The organism is Paraburkholderia sp. BR10872 (genome assembly GCF_040965835.1).
GTDB lineage: Bacteria > Pseudomonadota > Gammaproteobacteria > Burkholderiales > Burkholderiaceae > Paraburkholderia > Paraburkholderia nodosa_A.
Genome location: NZ_JBFRCN010000038.1, coordinates 1 through 15,705, shown reverse-complemented (window position 1 = coordinate 15,705; position 15,705 = coordinate 1). Strand labels below are relative to the sequence as shown.

Below are 15,705 nucleotides of genomic sequence, written 5' to 3'. Positions count from 1 at the left end.
GTTATTGCGCTGCGGAGGCGGCAGGTGCAGCCGAGGCAGCCTTCGGCCCCGATGCGGTGCTGGCGGCGTTCGCGTAGCCCGAAGCCGTTGCCATGTCAGCCGAAGGCGCGCCCTGCGGGGGCGGCGGCGGCAGCTGCGCGGGAACCGGCTTGACCTGCGCACCCGGCTTGACCTTGTCGGTGCCCTGAACGATCACGCGGTCGCCGGCGTTCAGACCGCTCTGAACGACCCAGTCCTGACCCTGCGTGCCCGCCGTGGTGATCGGCGTCGGCACGACCTTGTTGTCCTGGTTGACGACGTACACCGAGGCCTGCCCCTTCTGGTCATGCTGCACGCCGACCTGCGGCACGAGGAACGCGTTGTTGTTGATGCCTTCTTCGATGCGCGCGCGCACGAACATGCCCGGCAGCAGCACGCGGTCGGCGTTCGGGAAAATCGCGCGAACCGTGACCGAGCCCGTGGTCTGGTCGACGGTGACGTCGGAGAACTGGAGCTTGCCCTTTTCCGAATAGGTGCGGCCGTCTTCGAGGACGAGCGAGACCTTGGCGGCGTTCGGGCCGTTGGTCTTCAGGCGTCCTTCCTGGATCTCGCGGCGCAGCTTCAGGCCTTCGAGGCTGGACTGCGTGACGTCCACGTACATCGGATCGAGCTGCTGCACCGTCGACATCAACGTGGCCGCGCTCGCCTGCACGTAGGCGCCCGGCGTGACCTGCGAGATGCCGACCTGGCCCGAGACCGGCGAAGTGACGTCGGTGTAGCCGAGGTTGATCTGTGCCGTGTCGACGGCGGCCTTGCCGGCGGCGACGTCGGCTGCAGCCTGGCCCTGTGCGGAAATGGCGTTGTCGTAGTCCTGCTTGCTCACCGCGTTGGCCTGCACCAGCACCTTGTAGCGCGCGACCAGCGCGTTCTGCGTGACGAGGTTGGCCTGCGCCTTGGCGAGCGTGGCCTTGGCATTGTTCAGCGCAGCGATGTACGGCGCCGGATCGATCTTGTAGAGCCGCTGACCGGCCTTGACGAGCGCGCCTTCGGTGAATTCGCGGCGCAGCACGATGCCGTCCACCCGTGCGCGCACTTGCGCGACGAGATAGGCACTGGTGCGGCCGGGAAGCTCGGAGACGACCGGCACGGCGGACGGCTGGACGGTGACGATACCCACTTCGGGGGTTTGCGGCGGCGGCGCCGACTGCTTTTGCCCGCAGGCTGCGAGCACGATGGCAGCCGTCGCGACACTGATTAGGCGGAATGGAACCCGTTCGACGCGCATGGAGCGACCTCTGTCTATAACTGACAATAAAAGCGTGCGGCGTCCTGCAACGAGGAGGACGACCACGCACGCCAGCATCTGGCAAATACCTGACGGATAAACCCGGTACTTCTTCTAGAAGGCGCGTTCCGGTCTGCACATCCGTCCGGGCGATACTGCCGCGCGCCGCCGCGAGAGGCGTCGCGCATTGGGGTTTCTACGACCACTTGGCCAAGGACGGATATTAACCGGACATCACCATTTGAGGCACCCAGGTGGTGGGGTGCTATTATAGATACATTCGCGAACGAATGTAAAAGGACGTTACTTAACCGTTGAGTGGTGCTTCAGGAGCGATCCGCGCATCACCTCCATATTACAAATCAATACATTACGGTACGCACCCCAAATACGTTCATTCACCCCAAACCTGTTGCAACGCACCGACTTTACAAAATGGCCCGCCGCACGAAAGAGGAAGCGCTGGAGACGCGCAACCGGATCCTCGACGCCGCCGAACACGTCTTTTACGAGAAGGGCGTGTCGCGCACTTCGCTGGCCGACATCGCCCAGACCGCGGGCGTGACGCGCGGCGCGATTTACTGGCATTTCGAGAACAAGGGCGACCTGTTCACGGCCATGTTCGACCGCGTGGTGCTGCCGCTCGACGAGCTGAAGGTGGCATCGACGGATCCCGGCGAGCCCGACCCGCTCGGGCGCATGCGCGATCTCTGCATTCTGTGTCTGCGCAATACGGCGACCGACGTGCGCCGCCGCCGCGTGTTCGAGATCCTGTTCCTGAAGTGTGAGTTCGTCGAGGAGATGGGCCCGGTGATGGCGCGCCATCAGACCGATATGCGCGAGGGCCTGGCGAGCATCGAACAGGGTTTGCGCAATGCGATGTCGAAGGGCCAGCTGCCCGCCGACCTCGACGCCAAGCGCGCTTCGCGCGTGCTCCATTCGTTCATCGGCGGCGCGCTGCGCGATATGGCGATCCTGCCGGACGCGTTCGACGTGGCGAGCAACGCCGAACTGCACGTCGACGCGATGCTCGACGCGCTGCGCTTCAGCCCGTCGCTGCGCATCGGCGCGAGCGCGTCGCAAGCCTGACGCCTACGCGCGCAGTTCCCGGATCGAACCAGGCGGCCCACCGACGGGCCGCCTTTTTCTTGAGCGCTCAGGCCGGCACGCGGGTCGCCCGGGCCCGTTGATTCGACGCGTAGATGTTGTCGCGCGCGAGCGGCACGCCTTGTTCGACGGCGGCAAGCCAGGCATCCGTGTTCACGACCGCAGCGAAACGCGTGTGCATCACTGCGCTGAATACGCGGTGGATCTCCTCGGCGCTCGCCGTTCCCGCCTCGTTTGCATACGGCACCGAACCGGTCGCATCGGCGAGAAACTCCACGGCAAGACCCGCGTGGGTCGCCTCGAACACCGTCGAGGCGTCGCAGTTATGCGTCATGTAGCCCACTACCGTGAGCGTGTCGATGCCGCGATCGGTCAGCCAGGCCTTGAGATCGGTGCCCGCGAAGGCGCTCGGCAGCGCTTTTTCGACGTAGTGATCGCGCTCGCGCGAGGCCACGACCGGATGCAGTTCGGCGCCCACGCTGCCGCGCGCGAACAGCGGCGAGTCCGCCGGGGCGAAGTTCTGCACCACCACGACCGGCACGCCGGCCGCGCGCGCAGCGTCGATCGCGCGGCCGATATTGGCAAGCGACGTCTCGATGGGGGGATATTCGATCGGCAGATCGCCGCTGACATATTCGTTCTGCACGTCGATGACGACGAGCGCCCGGCGCGGATTCGCGGACATGGCCATGCCTCCAGGGGTTGAAAGGAACCGACCGGTCCGAAGACGCGAAGTCGATGGCGGGATTGTGGCGCCGCGAGCGCCCACGCGACAGTGGCCCGGACGACAACTTTCGCTAGAATCGGGCCATTCCTCTTCGGGACTCGTCATGGCCACCGCTATTCGTCAGGCTCCGTCACCGGCCCCCTTGCGCGTCGCCGTGATCGCCTTCGACCGCATCAGTCCGTTCCATCTCTCGGTGCCTTGCGTCGTGTTCGGCGAAGACCGCAGCGAAGGCGGCGTGCCGCCGTTCGAACTCGCAGTCTGCGCGGCGGAGCCCGGCACGCTCACCACCACGGCAGGCTTCACGATCGGCGCGCCGCAGGGCCTCGAGGGGCTGCGCGGCGCGGACGTGATCGTCGTGCCGAGCTGGCGCGACACCCACGAGGCGCCACCCGCCGCGCTTTGCGACGCGCTGCGTGACGCGCACGCGAGCGGCGCGATCCTCGTCGGGCTCTGCCTCGGCGCCTACGTGCTCGCGCATGCGGGCCTGCTCGACGGCCGCCCGGGCACCACGCACTGGGCCGCGGCGGACGACTTCGCGCAGCGCTTTCCGGCCGTACGCTTCGATCCCGGCGTGCTCTACATCGACGACGGCGACCTGCTGACCTCGGCGGGCACCGCGGCGGGACTCGATTGCTGCCTGCATCTCATGCGGCGGCTGTGCGGCTCGGGCGCCGCGAACTACGTGGCGCGGCGGCTCGTCGTGCCGCCGCATCGCCAGGGCAACCAGGCCCAGTACGTACAACAGCCGCTTGCGGCGCCCGGGCGCGGCGAGCGGCTGCCGGGTCTGCTCGACTGGATTCGCGCCCACCTCGACGCGCCCCACACGCTCGACTCGCTCGCGCAGCGCGCCCTGATGAGCCGGCGCACCTTCACGCGCCAGTTTCGTTCGACGACGGGAACGACGGTGAGCGCGTGGCTGCTCGGCGAGCGCCTCGCCCGCGCGCAGCAGTTGCTCGAAAGCTCCGATCAGCCGATCGACGCGATCGCCCAGCGCGCGGGCTTTGGCTCGGCCGCGTCGCTGCGTCAGCATTTCGTGGAAGCGTTCAGGATTTCGCCGTCGGCGTGGCGGCGGGAGTTTCGGGGGGTGTAAGCGGTTCGATGAGCGGTTCGATGAGCGGTGCGACGCTCGGCGCACCTTGCGCGCGCCGGCCAGCGCCGAATTCAGGTCCCGGTGAACCAGCGCGCAGCATAAAGCAGCAACGCCACGAAAAAGATCATCGCAGCCCACGCCCAATAGGGCATGGCGTGCTGCGGCGGCTCGTGATTCAGCGTGCTTGCGGCGCGGCCCGAGAGCGTTCCGCCCGCGTGGTGCTGTGGCAGGATATGCGCACGCCGGGCGAGACCGGCGAGGTTGATCGGCCGCAGGAACACATGCTGCCGGCGCGGCTGCTCGCCCGCCACGCGGTTCGGCGCCTGGCCGTGCTTGACCGCAACCACGGCGCAGAACTCCGTGAAGAAGTCGTCGGCCAGTTCGTGCAGCGCGTTCTCGATCTGGCGCGGCGGCAGCTCGGAAAGCGGGCCCGTGAGCGTGGCCCACACCGAGTAGTCGATCCGCGTGCTCACATCCTTGCCCGTACCCGGCTCCCGCGCCGTGGCGCGCTCTTCGGGGCGCAGCGCGACGTCGATCTGGCCGCGCAGCGAGCCGATGCCGTCCGCGCGGGCGCGAAAGCTCAGCACGCGCCGGGGCGTGAGGGGCACCTGCGCCGTGTCATTGGCAATGTGGGCGCGCACTTCATAGCGTGCGCGCAGCGGCCCGAGCGGCACCGTGAGAGTGATCGCGTATTCGCCGGGGCCGAGCCGCCTGAACGACTCGCAATGCTCCATGCTCGCGCGCACGAGCGCGACGTCCTGCAGCGCCGCCCAGACGGCGGCCGGTTCGAGCGGAATTCTCAACGCGTCGTTCAGTTCCATGGCGGCTCCCCCTATGCAAGCTACCGGGCCATTTCAGGAGGTCTGGTCGATCCGGTCCACGCGAGTCGCGTAGAAAGCCAGATACCCCTTGATGCCGCTTGCTTCATCGAGCGGCGCTTCGTAGCTCCAGGCCGCGTCGTCGACGCGCCCGTCTTCGGTACGCAAATGGAAATACGTCGCCTCGCCCTTGAACGGGCAATGCGAGGTCTGTCCGGAGCGTTCGAGTCGTGCCATGTTCACGTCTGCGCGCGGGAAGTAGAAGACGTCGGGGTAGCCGGTTTCGCAAAGGGTGACGGCGTGCAGCGTATCGGCAATGGTGATGCCGCCATGAATCACGCGCACGCGGTGACGGTTCGCAACGAGTTCGATGCGATGGTCCGCATCCGGTTCGACCGCCATGTTCGGTTCCCCTGTTGGTTGGCGGCGCCTGCGGCGCCCTGCGCTCACCGGGCGGCAGGCCGCACCGGTTCGCGTGGCACGCCGCCAGGAAGGCGCGTGCCGTGCAATCCCACGGGATGGCCGCTCGCCAGTCGCCTGCCGCCGTACCGGTCACGCAATCGACGGCGACCGACGGCAACGCGCCAACCCGCTCGCGAAACGCCTGAGCGATCGCAGCCTCCCATCGGCTTCATTATCGGCCAAACTCGTCCTGGCTGCGTGAATCTTATGCGCGGCACGCGTGCGGGAGCGCCCCAACACGGCCGGCCCGGCCAAGCGGCTTACCAGATGAACGCCGCCCGCGCGCTGCCGTTCGAGCCCACCGTCACGGCGCTCGTCTTGTCGACGCCCGCATGGCTCACATGCACGCTGTAGCGGCCAGGACGCACCCTCACGAGCATATAGGGCCCGCGCGAAGTGGTATCGAGCACGCTCGCGCCGTGCGAGTCGGTGATCTGCACGTGCACGTCCGCGACGTACTCACCGCTGCGCTGGGTAAAGCGCAACGCAAGCGGCCACTGGTGTTCCGCGCCGAGCAGCGCCCTGGATTCGTCCAGACCCACGCCGCCAGAAACGAACGACACGTCGCCCTGCTGCTGGACTTGCGGCATGCCGCCGCCATTCGTGTTGCCGGCGCTCGTATTGTCGGTGGTCGTGCCGCCGACGGTGCCCGAGGCATCGGCCTGCTGCGCCGCCGCGCCGCCCGCGTAGCCGAGAGCAAGCGTGGCCGCGAGAATCGTCGCGTAAGCGGTCGTATGGATGGGGCGCGAGTTGCGGAAACGCTTCATCGATCGCTCCTTTCAGTTTGTCCGATGTAATGCTCGCGCAAGACGCGTGCCCGGGCAGCGCGCGTAAAAGGTTTTGTGCGCCCCAAAAAAAATCGCCGCCGCCGAGGCCAAAGGCCAACGGGGGCAGCGCAAGTACAACGTAATGAAACCTGCTCTCGCCGCGAATCCGGCGCACGGAGCCGGATTCGCGACAGCAGGGATCAGCCGAGATCGACGGGCACGAAAATCTGTGCGTCGTCTCGCTGGATCAGGAGCGCAATGCTGTTGCCAGCCTTGGAAACCATTTGCTTGAGCTGATCGGCGCTCGTCACCGGGCGGCCATTCACGGCGAGAATCACGTCGCCGGGCTGGACACCCGCATTTTCGGCCGCGCCACCCGACTGCTCGACGAGCAGACCGTGATCGAGCGAGCCGTTGTTCTTCTCTTGCGGCGTGAGCGGGCGCACCGCGACGCCGAGGCGACCCTGCATCTGCGCCTGCGGAGCGTCGTTCGAAGCCACCTTGGCGTCGCCCAGCGCGCCGATGGTTGCGGTGAGGTCCTTCGTGCTCTTGTCACGCCACACCTGAACATCGGCCTTCGTGCCCGGCTTCATGCCCGCGATGAGCGACGGCAAAGCGGACGAATCATCCACGGCCTGGCCGTTCACGGACAGGATCACGTCGCCGGGCTTCAAACCCGCCTTCGCGGCCGGACCGCTCGCGTCCACCGAGCTCACCAGCGCGCCGCGCGGCTTGTCCATGCCGAACGAGTTGGCGAGCGTCTGGTTCATCGACTGCACCGCGACGCCGAGACGTCCGCGGCTCACGTGGCCGGTCTTGACGAGTTCGTCCTTGACCTTGATCGCCTCATTGATCGGGATTGCGAACGAAAGGCCCTGGAAGCCGCCCGTCTGCGAATAGATCATCGAGTTGATGCCGATGACTTCGCCCTGCAGATTAAACAGCGGGCCGCCCGAATTGCCGGGGTTGACCGGCACGTCGGTCTGGATGAACGGCGTGTAGTTTTCGTCCGGCAGCGAGCGCGACTTCGCGCTGATGATGCCCGAGGTCACCGTGTTATCGAAACCGTACGGCGAGCCGATCGCCACCACCCACTGACCGACCTTGCTTTGACGCGGGTCGCCGATCTTCACGGTCGGCAGGTCCTTCGCGTCGATCTTGAGCACAGCGACGTCCGACTGCTTGTCCGCGCCCACGACCTTCGCCTTGTATTCGCGCTTGTCGGTGAGCTTCACCGTCACGACGTTGGCGCCGTCCACGACGTGCGCGTTCGTGAGAATGTAGCCGTCCGGGCTGACGATGAAGCCCGAGCCGAGGCTCGCGCTCGGCTGGTCGGCCTGCGGACCATTGTCGCCGCCGCCCATGCCGGGCGCGCCGCCATAGAAGTGCTTGAAGAACTGGTAGAACGGATCGCTCGGATCGATCGGCAGTTGCTGCGAGCCGCTGCCGCCGCTGCGCAGCGCCGTCTGCTTCACGACGTGCTTGGCGCTGATGTTGACCACCGCGGGCCCGTAGGTTTCCACGAGACCCGAGAAGTCGGGAATGCCAGTCTTGGCTGCGGCTTCGGCGGGCATCATCGCCGCGGCCTGGGCCTGCGAAATGACCTGCGGAGCAGGCAGATCACGGTGCCCTGCTACATAGCCCGCCGACAATGCGACGACCACGGCGGCTGCCACGGCACTGCGGGAAAGCACTTTTGTATTCATTGCGGACTCCTTGCGCGGGGTACTCATCACGACGTACCGAAGAGTAAGCCGTGTCGCTTAAAGGAGTCTTAAGTACGCGGAAATCGCAATAATCGCGCAAACGCCCGCGCGGCGGGCATTTGCGGGCGATTCGGAGTCAGAACCGCACGTCCACGAGCAGGCCGCCTGCGGGCGAATCGCCGAGTGTGATGGTCGCGTCGTGCTGATCCGCGATTCGGCGCACGATAGCGAGCCCGAGTCCCGTGCCGGCGATATCGGTGCGCGCGCGATTCGCGCCTGCGCCCACGCGATAAAAGCGATCGAACACGCGCGCGCGCTCCTCTTCCGGGATCCCCGGCCCGCTGTCCGCGATGCGCACGTGCGCACGCCCGTCGACGACGGCGAGGCTCACGTCCACGCGGCCGCCCGCGGGCGTGTACTTGGTCGCGTTGTCGAGCAGGTTGTTGAGCATCACGCGCAATGCATCGGCGTCGCCATGCACGCTCGCCGCCGCGCTTTCCTCGATCCCGAGATCGACGCCGCGCTGCTGCGCGAGCGGCGCATGGTTGAGCACGCAATCATCGAGCAGCGCATGCAGATCGACGTTCTGCGCGCGCGCGTGACCGTCGGGTTCGGAGCGAGCGAGGGCGAGCAGCTGCTCGGCAAGACGCGTGGCGCGCGTCACGCCCGCCTGCAGATCGACGAGCGCTTCGCGACGCGTTTCGTCATCCTTTGCGCGCGCAACGAGTTGCGCCTGGATCTGCACGGCCGCCAGCGGCGTGCGCAACTCGTGTGCAGCGTCGGCGACGAAGGCCTTCTGCGTGTCGATGGCTTGCGCGAGGCGTTCGAGCAGCGCGTTCAACGCATGCACGAGCGGCGTGACTTCGCGCGGCAGACGCTCTTCGGGCAGCGGATCGAGCGCTTCGGGATGACGCGTGTCGAGCGCGCGCGCGACGCGCGAGAGCGGCCTGAGCCCACGCCCCACCATGATCCAGACCGCGATGCCGAGAAACGGCAGCACCACGATGAGCGGCCAGAGCGTGCGCAACGCGACGTTCGCGGCGAGACGGTTGCGCACCGAAACGGGCTGCGCGAGCTGCACGACGTTGTCGCCGACGATCGCGCCGTACACGCGCCAGTCGCCGCGGTCGGTGCGCTCCGTCGAAAAGCCGAGTTCCGCGCGCGGCGCGAGCGGCGCGCGCGGATGCGAGTAGTACATGAGCACGCCGTTGCGATTCCAGATCTGCAGCACGATGCCTTCGTCGCCCGTATCGCGCGAACTGAGGATCTCGTTGAATGGCTCGGAGGGCAGCGCCTCGGCGATTTCCTGCAGCTGGTAGTCGAACAGCTCGTTGGCTTCGGCGAGCGCCTGGCGATAGATCAGCCAGCCCGCGAGCCCAACGCCCGCGACGACGATCGCGAGCAGCCAGAACAGCAGTTGTCGTCGGATGGAACTCATCGGCTAACGGGGTCTCCCTGTCGATCCGGAGCTAGCGCTTTGGCGCTTACGCACTTGATTACCTGCTTCATGCGTCTTTGGAGATCATGTAGCCGAGGCCGCGCACGTTGCGGATCAGGTCGGCCCCGAGCTTCTTGCGCAGCGCGTGAATATAGACCTCGACGGTATTGCTGCCGATCTCCTCGCCCCATCCGTACATCTTCTCTTCGAGCTGGGTTTTCGAGAGCACCGCGCCCGGTCGCGCGAGCAGCGCTTCGAGCAGCGCGAATTCGCGCGCCGAGAGCGCGACGGGCGAACCGTCCTGGGTGACCTGGTGCGAAGCCGGATCGAGCGTGATCGAGCCGTGGCGGATGGTCGAATCGCTGCGGCCCGCCTGGCGGCGGATCAGCGCCCGCATGCGTGCGCCCAGTTCATCGAGATCGAAGGGCTTGATGAGGTAGTCGTCCGCACCGGCGTCGAGGCCCTTCACGCGATCGGCCACGGCGTCGCGCGCCGTGAGGATCAGCACGGGCAGTGCCGCGCCGCGCGCGCGTAGCGTGCGCAGCACGTCGAGCCCGTCGCGCCGCGGCAATCCGAGGTCGAGCAGCATGAGATCGTAAGAATCCGCGCTCGCGGCCGAGAGGGCGGCTTCGCCGTCTTCGACCCAGTCGACCGCGAAGCCTTCGCCGCGCAGCGCCTTGCGCACGCCTTCGGCGATCATGCGGTCATCTTCGACTAGCAGTATGCGCATCGTAATATTGGCCGGGCGGCGCTGCTGCGCCACGCTGCGTGAGTGGATGAGGATGCGAGCATTCTAGCGCCTGAACAAGGGCGCCGCGCCGCTGCGGCACGCAACCGGTCGCGAGGCAATGGCGCGCGGCATGGGCACATTAAGGGCAGTGTTTGAATCACGCCACGCAATGTACAACGTTTTCTTGCGGCAATGCGCGCACGCGGCGCGAGGTCTTTACAATGTGCGCTTTTGCGGCGCTCCACTCGTGATTCGGCCGCGATGCGCGCGTGCAGGCTTGTACAGTACGTTCAAGCGAGCGCATCGCGCGCGCACCAAGAATCACACGCCGCCCTGATTTTCGCGCCCGCGCGCAGCACCGGTGAGTCCCCTCTTTCCGTGCGCCGCGCCCGGCCCAAGCACCGCCCCTGCACTCGCCCGAACGCTTTTCATGCTGCCCGCTTCGCTGTCCCGCCTACGCTCTTTGTTCAGACTGCCTGCCTCGCGCTCCAACCGCACGCATCGCACCGCCGCCACTGCGCGCCTGCCTCGACCGCTCGCCCTCACGCTCGCCTGCGCCGCGCTCGCCGCGGGCTTCGCCGCCGCGCCGGCCGCGTACGCGCAGCCCGAAGGCGCGCGCATTCCCACGGTCAACGTGACCACGGTGCTGCCGCCCACCGTGATGGCAGGCCTCGAACGCGCACACGTGCCGCTCTCGTCGGTCAGCGTGGTGATCGAAAAGGTCGGCGACCGCCAGCCGAGCGTCGCCGTGAATGCCGGCCAGCCGATGATGCCCGCCTCGACGATGAAACTCGTCACGACGTGGAGCGGCCTCGCGATGCTCGGTCCCGACTATCGCTGGAAAACGAGCGCCTATACCGACGGCGAAGTCGATGCGAGCGGCACGCTGCACGGGAACCTCTATATCAAGGGCACCGGCGACCCGAAGCTCGTGCCCGAAGAGCTGATCGACCTCGTGCAGAAGATTCGCGCCGCGGGCGTCGCGCGCATCGACGGCGCACTCGTGCTCGACAAGAGCGAGTTCGATCCGTCCACGCGCGACCTGCCCTCGTTCGACGGCGACGACAGCGCGCCCTACAACGTCGGCCCCGATCCGCTGATGTACGCGTTCAAGTCGGTCTCGTTCACGTTCTCGCCCTCCCGCGAGGGGGTGTCGATCGATGTGGTGCCGCCCGTTGCGCAGTGGCAGATCGACAACCAGATCCGCGAGCGCGCCGGCGCCTGCGGCGGCATGCTCCCGAGCCCGCAGGTTTCGCCGGGCGGCAACGGCGTCGTCACCGCGAGCTTCGCGGGCAGCTACGCCATGCGCTGCGGCGAGCGCACGCTCAACATGGCCGCGCCCGTGGACCACAGCACGTTCTTCGCGGACGGCTTGCTCGCCCTCTGGCAGCAAACGGGCAGCAGCCTCTTCGCCACGCCGCCTGGCGCGGTGCGCGAAGGCGTCGTGCCGCCGCGCGCACGTCTGCTCGCCGTGCACCAGAGCCCGCCGCTCTCGGACGTCGTGCACGACATCAACAAGTTCAGCAACAACGTGATGGCGCGCAACCTGTTCCTCACGCTCGGCGCCGTCGAGGGCAAAGCGCCTGCGACTACGGCCAAGGCCGCCACGGCCGTCAATACGTACCTGCGGCGCAGCGGCCTGAACATGCCCGAACTCGTGCTCGACAACGGCTGCGGCCTCTCGCGCGAAGAGCACGTCAGCGCGCTCTCGCTCGCCAACCTGCTGCAGAACGCGAACGCGAGCCCGGTCGCGCAGGTGTTCATCGACTCGCTGCCGATCGTCGGCGTGGACGGCACGATGCGCAACCGCCTCACCAACGCAGGCGTGGAAGGCAACGCGCATATCAAGACGGGCACGCTGCGCGACGTGCGCGCGATCGCCGGTTACGTGGCGGCCGAGAATGGCGAGAGCTGGATCGTGGTGAGCCTCATCAACGATCCGCGCGCCGAGGCCGCACGCGCCGCGCACGACGCGCTGCTCGAGTGGGTCTACAAGGGCATGCCCGAAGAAAAACCCGTGTATGTCGAGCCGCATCCGAAGCGCGCGGCGAAAGCGTCGAAGGCCGAGAAAGCCACGCACAAAGCTCCGGCCAGACGACGCGGCGCGCATTGACCACGCGCATTGACCACGCATTGACCACGTGCCGGGAGCACGCTGATTGCACCCGGCGAGCACGCTGTGCGCACGCCCGGCGGGCGCCGCGGACCTGTCCCCGTGCGCCTCACCCGAGCGCGCCGCCGCGCGCCGGGCTCGAATCTTTCCTCTAGCAAAGCGCCGCCCGTCCTGGGCGCGAGGCGTGTACCCTGACGGGCAAAGGCCGAAGGCGCGTCATAAAAATCTGTCATACGCGCCCGCCAATCGAGCCGCGCGCCCGTAAGAACGCGCACTAACGCGGCCGACAAGACATGAGACTACAACCGCCGCGCTGTCCACCAGCGCCGCCCACGGGACAAGGAGGACGACGTTCGTGCAGTTCGATGCGCAATGGCTGCTGCTCGCCCTCGCCCCCGTATTTCTCGCCTGCATCGGCTGGGAAGCGTGGCATCTCTCCCGCACGCGGCCGCGCACTGCATCGAACGCCACCCCCGACAGCGCCCGCTACGCCTGGCCCGATACGCTGTGCAACGCCGCGCTCGCGCTCATGCACCAGGGCGCCGACAAACTTGCGTGGCTCGTCGCGGTGCCCGTCTATGCCTACGTCTACCGGCACTTCCGGCTCGTTTCGTGGCAGCCGGGGCTCGTCGCATGGTTCGCACTCTTTATCGCGCAGGACCTGCTCTACTACGTGTTTCACCGCGCGAGCCATCGCGTGCGCTGGCTCTGGGCCGCGCACGTCGTCCACCATTCGTCGGTGCGCCTGAACCTTTCCACGGCGTTTCGCCAGAGCCTCATGTACCCCGTGGCGGGCATGTGGCTGTTCTGGGTTCCGCTCGCCATGCTCGGCTTCACGCCGGAGCAGATCGTCGCGATCGTGCTCGTCAATCTCGCGTTTCAGTTCTTCGTGCATACCCAGGCCGTAGGCAAACTCGGCTGGCTCGAATACGTGTTCAACACGCCGTCGATGCATCGCGTCCATCACGCGCGTAACGCACGCTATATCGACCGCAATTACGCCGGCGTGCTCGCGATCTGGGACCGCCTGTTCGGCAGCTATGTCGAGGAAGACGCGCACGACGCGCCCGATTACGGCATCGTCAAGCCGCTTGCGTCATGCAATCCGCTCAAGGCGACGTTTCACGAATGGCTCGCGATGGCGCGGGACTTCGCGCGCATGCCCGACTGGCGTTCGCGCCTCGCGGCGCTCTTCGCACCGCCCGATTGGTGCGAGCGCCACGACGCGCTCGGCCTCGCATCCGTGACGGCGCCGGCGACACCCGTGGGAACGCGCTACGGCGTGCCGGAAAACAACACCGAGGGTGAGTTCGGGTCGCGCAATAGCTGAGAGATTGCGTAGTCTGTCGGCCTTGGCCCTGACCCTGGGACAGCAGCACACAGGGGGTGCATGCAAGGCCGGCGATCGAGAAAAACATCGACAACGGGGCAGCTGCTCGTGCCACGAGCACCCGTTGCATGAGTAGGCAGGCATGGCATCAAAGGCCACACACAGAGGAGATGAAGTGAATATGAAGCATCAAGGACCGAGACACCGTAAGCTGTTGCGCGCCACCCAGATCGCTGCCGCGAGCGCCGCCTTTGCGCTGCTCGCCGCCTGCGGTGGTGGCAGCAGTGGGAACAACAACGCGAGCACGCCGCCGCCCTCGGGCGTCAACATGCAGGTGGTGGCGTTCGGCACGAGCCTGACCGACGCGGGCACGTATTCGGAGCAGATTCTGCCGGGCTTCGGCGGCGGCCGCTTCACGACCAACCCGGGCGAGGTCTGGGCGCAGCATGTGTCCGAGTACTTCGGCAACACGCTATCGCCCGCCTTCGAAGGCGGCTTCGGTCTGCCGCTCACGGCCACGGGCGGGCTCGACTACGCGCAAGGCGGCGCGCTCGTGACGGGCGGCGGCGTGGCGAATACCAGCGCCGTGATCGCCGCGGCGAGCGAGCAGCCGGTCACGTGGCAGCTCCAGCAGTATCTGGCGCAGCACGGCAGCTTCAATGCGAATCAGCTCGTGCTCGTGGAAGGCGGCGCGAATGAAATCCTGAATCTGCTGAACGTGCCCACTAACGGCAGCCCCACGGGCCTGGCGTTGTTCGGCGCGGCGCTCGCGGCCACTCCGTTTTCGACGCTCGTCAACGATCCCGCGACGCAGCAGAGCACGGTTGCGAGCCTGATGCAGTCGGGCTTCACCCAAGCGCAGGCAACAGCCTTGGTGCCCGCCGCCATCGCGCTCGGTATCGTCACGAACCCGAACTACGCCTCCAGCTTCGCCTCGATCGCCCCGGTCCTCACAGCAGCGGGCACGCTGGGCGCGCTCGTCCATGCGGATATCGTCCCCGGCAATCCGAAGATCGCGGTCGTCACGGTGCCCGACATCGGCAAGACGCCGGCGGCGCTGAAGGCTGATGCCGCCATCGGCGCAACGCCCGGCTCCGCGAGCTCGGCCGACCAGGCGCTCTCGCTCATTTCGGCGATGTACAACCTGACGCTGATCAAGGCGACCGCAGCCGACGTGCAGGCGAAGAAGGTCGTGCTGGTCGATACGTTCTCGTGGCTCGATCAGTCGATCGCGAACGCGGCCAGCCTCGGCTTCACCGTGACGAACACGGATACGGCCTGTAACCTCACGGCCATGACGAACAGCGCGACCAACTACGCGCTCGCCAATCCGAAGGCTACGTTGGGGCTGGACCCGGCCACGACGCCGCAAGCCACCATCAACGCGTACGCCGCGGCCTACGGCCAGAACTTCGGCAGCTCGCTGTTCTGCTCGCCGCAAACGCTGACGACGGCCAACGCGCCCACGACCTACATGTTCGCGGATCTCGTGCACCCGACCACGGCGCTGCATTCGCAGTTCGCGACGTACGTCGAAAAGCAGCTGGCTGCTGCGGGCATCGGCAAGGCGCCCTGATAAGCGTCGCTTGCACCGGGCCTCCCGGTGCAAGAAAAAACACCCCACGAACCGTCAGGCTCGTGGGGTGTTTTTCATTGAACGCGAAAGAAGGTGCTCAGCCCTGCTGCTGCGCCTCGAACGCCGCCGCCGCCCGCCCCAACCGGTCATTGACCGCGATCCACTCGATCGTCTCCGGCAGCTTCTCGATGAGAATGCGCGAGACATTCGCGCGATCGAGCGCGCGCAGCAAGCCATACAGCTCGCGGGCATATTCCTGCGGCTCTTCCGGCGCGGCGACGAAGTGCACGCCCTGGGCCTGCGCCCAATCGCCCGCGCGCGAGGCGCGCGCCACGAGCGCCACCGTTTCGCCCGCATCGCGCGCTGCCGCCAGCAGCGGCTCCAGCGCCTCGAACGGCAGCAGCGCGAGCGGCGTGCGCGGCGCATAGTGCGCCTTGAGCGTACCCGAGGCGCGCGGCGCCGTGGCGTCCGAGCCGTCGGGCAAGCGCGGCGCCTCGCCCAGCACGCGCGCGATGTCGTGCGGCGTCACGTGGCCGGGCCGCAGCAACGCGGGAAATCCGCGGGAGAGATCGAGAAT

The 15,705-nt window shown here is 67.2% G+C and carries 14 protein-coding genes; 5 read left to right on the top strand and 9 right to left on the bottom strand.

What is annotated here, in order from left to right; genetic code table 11:
- Position 1: 1 nt before the first annotated feature.
- Positions 2-1,264 carry an efflux RND transporter periplasmic adaptor subunit gene (locus AB4Y43_RS26285; protein WP_368729122.1) on the bottom strand — a complete coding sequence of 421 codons (1,263 nt, stop codon included), beginning with the start codon at positions 1,262-1,264 and terminating at the stop codon, positions 2-4.
- A 435-nt stretch (positions 1,265-1,699) separates the two neighbouring features.
- Here AB4Y43_RS26285 and AB4Y43_RS26280 point away from each other — a divergent pair, with 435 nt between their 5' ends.
- Positions 1,700-2,353, top strand: coding sequence for a TetR family transcriptional regulator (locus AB4Y43_RS26280; RefSeq protein WP_069262837.1), 654 nt, complete (start codon positions 1,700-1,702; stop codon positions 2,351-2,353).
- Between the two features lie 67 nt (positions 2,354-2,420).
- Here AB4Y43_RS26280 and AB4Y43_RS26275 read toward each other — a convergent pair whose 3' ends face one another.
- Positions 2,421-3,056 carry a cysteine hydrolase family protein gene (locus AB4Y43_RS26275; RefSeq protein WP_069262838.1) on the bottom strand — a complete coding sequence of 212 codons (636 nt, stop codon included), beginning with the start codon at positions 3,054-3,056 and terminating at the stop codon, positions 2,421-2,423.
- A gap of 145 nt (positions 3,057-3,201) precedes the next feature.
- Between AB4Y43_RS26275 and AB4Y43_RS26270 the strand changes: the two genes are divergently transcribed.
- Positions 3,202-4,188, top strand: coding sequence for a helix-turn-helix domain-containing protein (locus tag AB4Y43_RS26270; protein WP_368729121.1), 987 nt, complete (start codon positions 3,202-3,204; stop codon positions 4,186-4,188).
- A 71-nt stretch (positions 4,189-4,259) separates the two neighbouring features.
- On the opposite strand, the gene AB4Y43_RS26265 is transcribed toward AB4Y43_RS26270, so the two are convergent.
- From AB4Y43_RS26265 to AB4Y43_RS26240, 6 genes are all read right to left on the bottom strand, one after another.
- A complete protein-coding gene (locus AB4Y43_RS26265) occupies positions 4,260-5,009 on the bottom strand; it encodes a CoxG family protein (protein WP_069262840.1) in 750 nt (249 codons plus the stop codon).
- A 33-nt stretch (positions 5,010-5,042) separates the two neighbouring features.
- Positions 5,043-5,408: a DUF427 domain-containing protein gene (locus AB4Y43_RS26260; protein ID WP_368729120.1), complete on the bottom strand. Its 366-nt coding sequence runs from the start codon at positions 5,406-5,408 to the stop codon at positions 5,043-5,045.
- Between the two features lie 320 nt (positions 5,409-5,728).
- Positions 5,729-6,235: a carboxypeptidase-like regulatory domain-containing protein gene (locus AB4Y43_RS26255; protein WP_256094552.1), complete on the bottom strand. Its 507-nt coding sequence runs from the start codon at positions 6,233-6,235 to the stop codon at positions 5,729-5,731.
- Positions 6,236-6,435: 200 nt separating this feature from the next.
- Positions 6,436-7,941 (bottom strand): DegQ family serine endoprotease, encoded by a 1,506-nt coding sequence (locus AB4Y43_RS26250; protein WP_342948454.1) that lies wholly within the window; start codon positions 7,939-7,941, stop codon positions 6,436-6,438.
- A gap of 136 nt (positions 7,942-8,077) precedes the next feature.
- Entirely contained in the window at positions 8,078-9,379 is a 1,302-nt protein-coding gene (locus AB4Y43_RS26245) for an ATP-binding protein (RefSeq protein WP_069262843.1), read from the bottom strand.
- A 67-nt stretch (positions 9,380-9,446) separates the two neighbouring features.
- Positions 9,447-10,109: a response regulator gene (locus AB4Y43_RS26240; RefSeq protein ID WP_368605581.1), complete on the bottom strand. Its 663-nt coding sequence runs from the start codon at positions 10,107-10,109 to the stop codon at positions 9,447-9,449.
- A gap of 430 nt (positions 10,110-10,539) precedes the next feature.
- Between AB4Y43_RS26240 and dacB the strand changes: the two genes are divergently transcribed.
- The 3 genes from dacB to AB4Y43_RS26225 all read left to right on the top strand — a co-directional run bounded on the left by dacB (position 10,540) and on the right by AB4Y43_RS26225 (position 15,128).
- Positions 10,540-12,222, top strand: a complete 1,683-nt coding sequence (gene dacB, locus AB4Y43_RS26235) for a D-alanyl-D-alanine carboxypeptidase/D-alanyl-D-alanine-endopeptidase (protein WP_368729119.1) — start codon at positions 10,540-10,542, stop codon at positions 12,220-12,222.
- 355 nt (positions 12,223-12,577) lie between these two features.
- Entirely contained in the window at positions 12,578-13,552 is a 975-nt protein-coding gene (locus AB4Y43_RS26230) for a sterol desaturase family protein (protein ID WP_342948452.1), read from the top strand.
- A gap of 181 nt (positions 13,553-13,733) precedes the next feature.
- Positions 13,734-15,128 carry an acylhydrolase gene (locus tag AB4Y43_RS26225; protein WP_368729118.1) on the top strand — a complete coding sequence of 465 codons (1,395 nt, stop codon included), beginning with the start codon at positions 13,734-13,736 and terminating at the stop codon, positions 15,126-15,128.
- Positions 15,129-15,225: 97 nt separating this feature from the next.
- Here the strand turns inward: AB4Y43_RS26225 and AB4Y43_RS26220 are convergent.
- Positions 15,226-15,705: Sua5 family C-terminal domain-containing protein (locus AB4Y43_RS26220; protein WP_368729117.1), on the bottom strand; the 480-nt coding region annotated here is incomplete at its 5' end.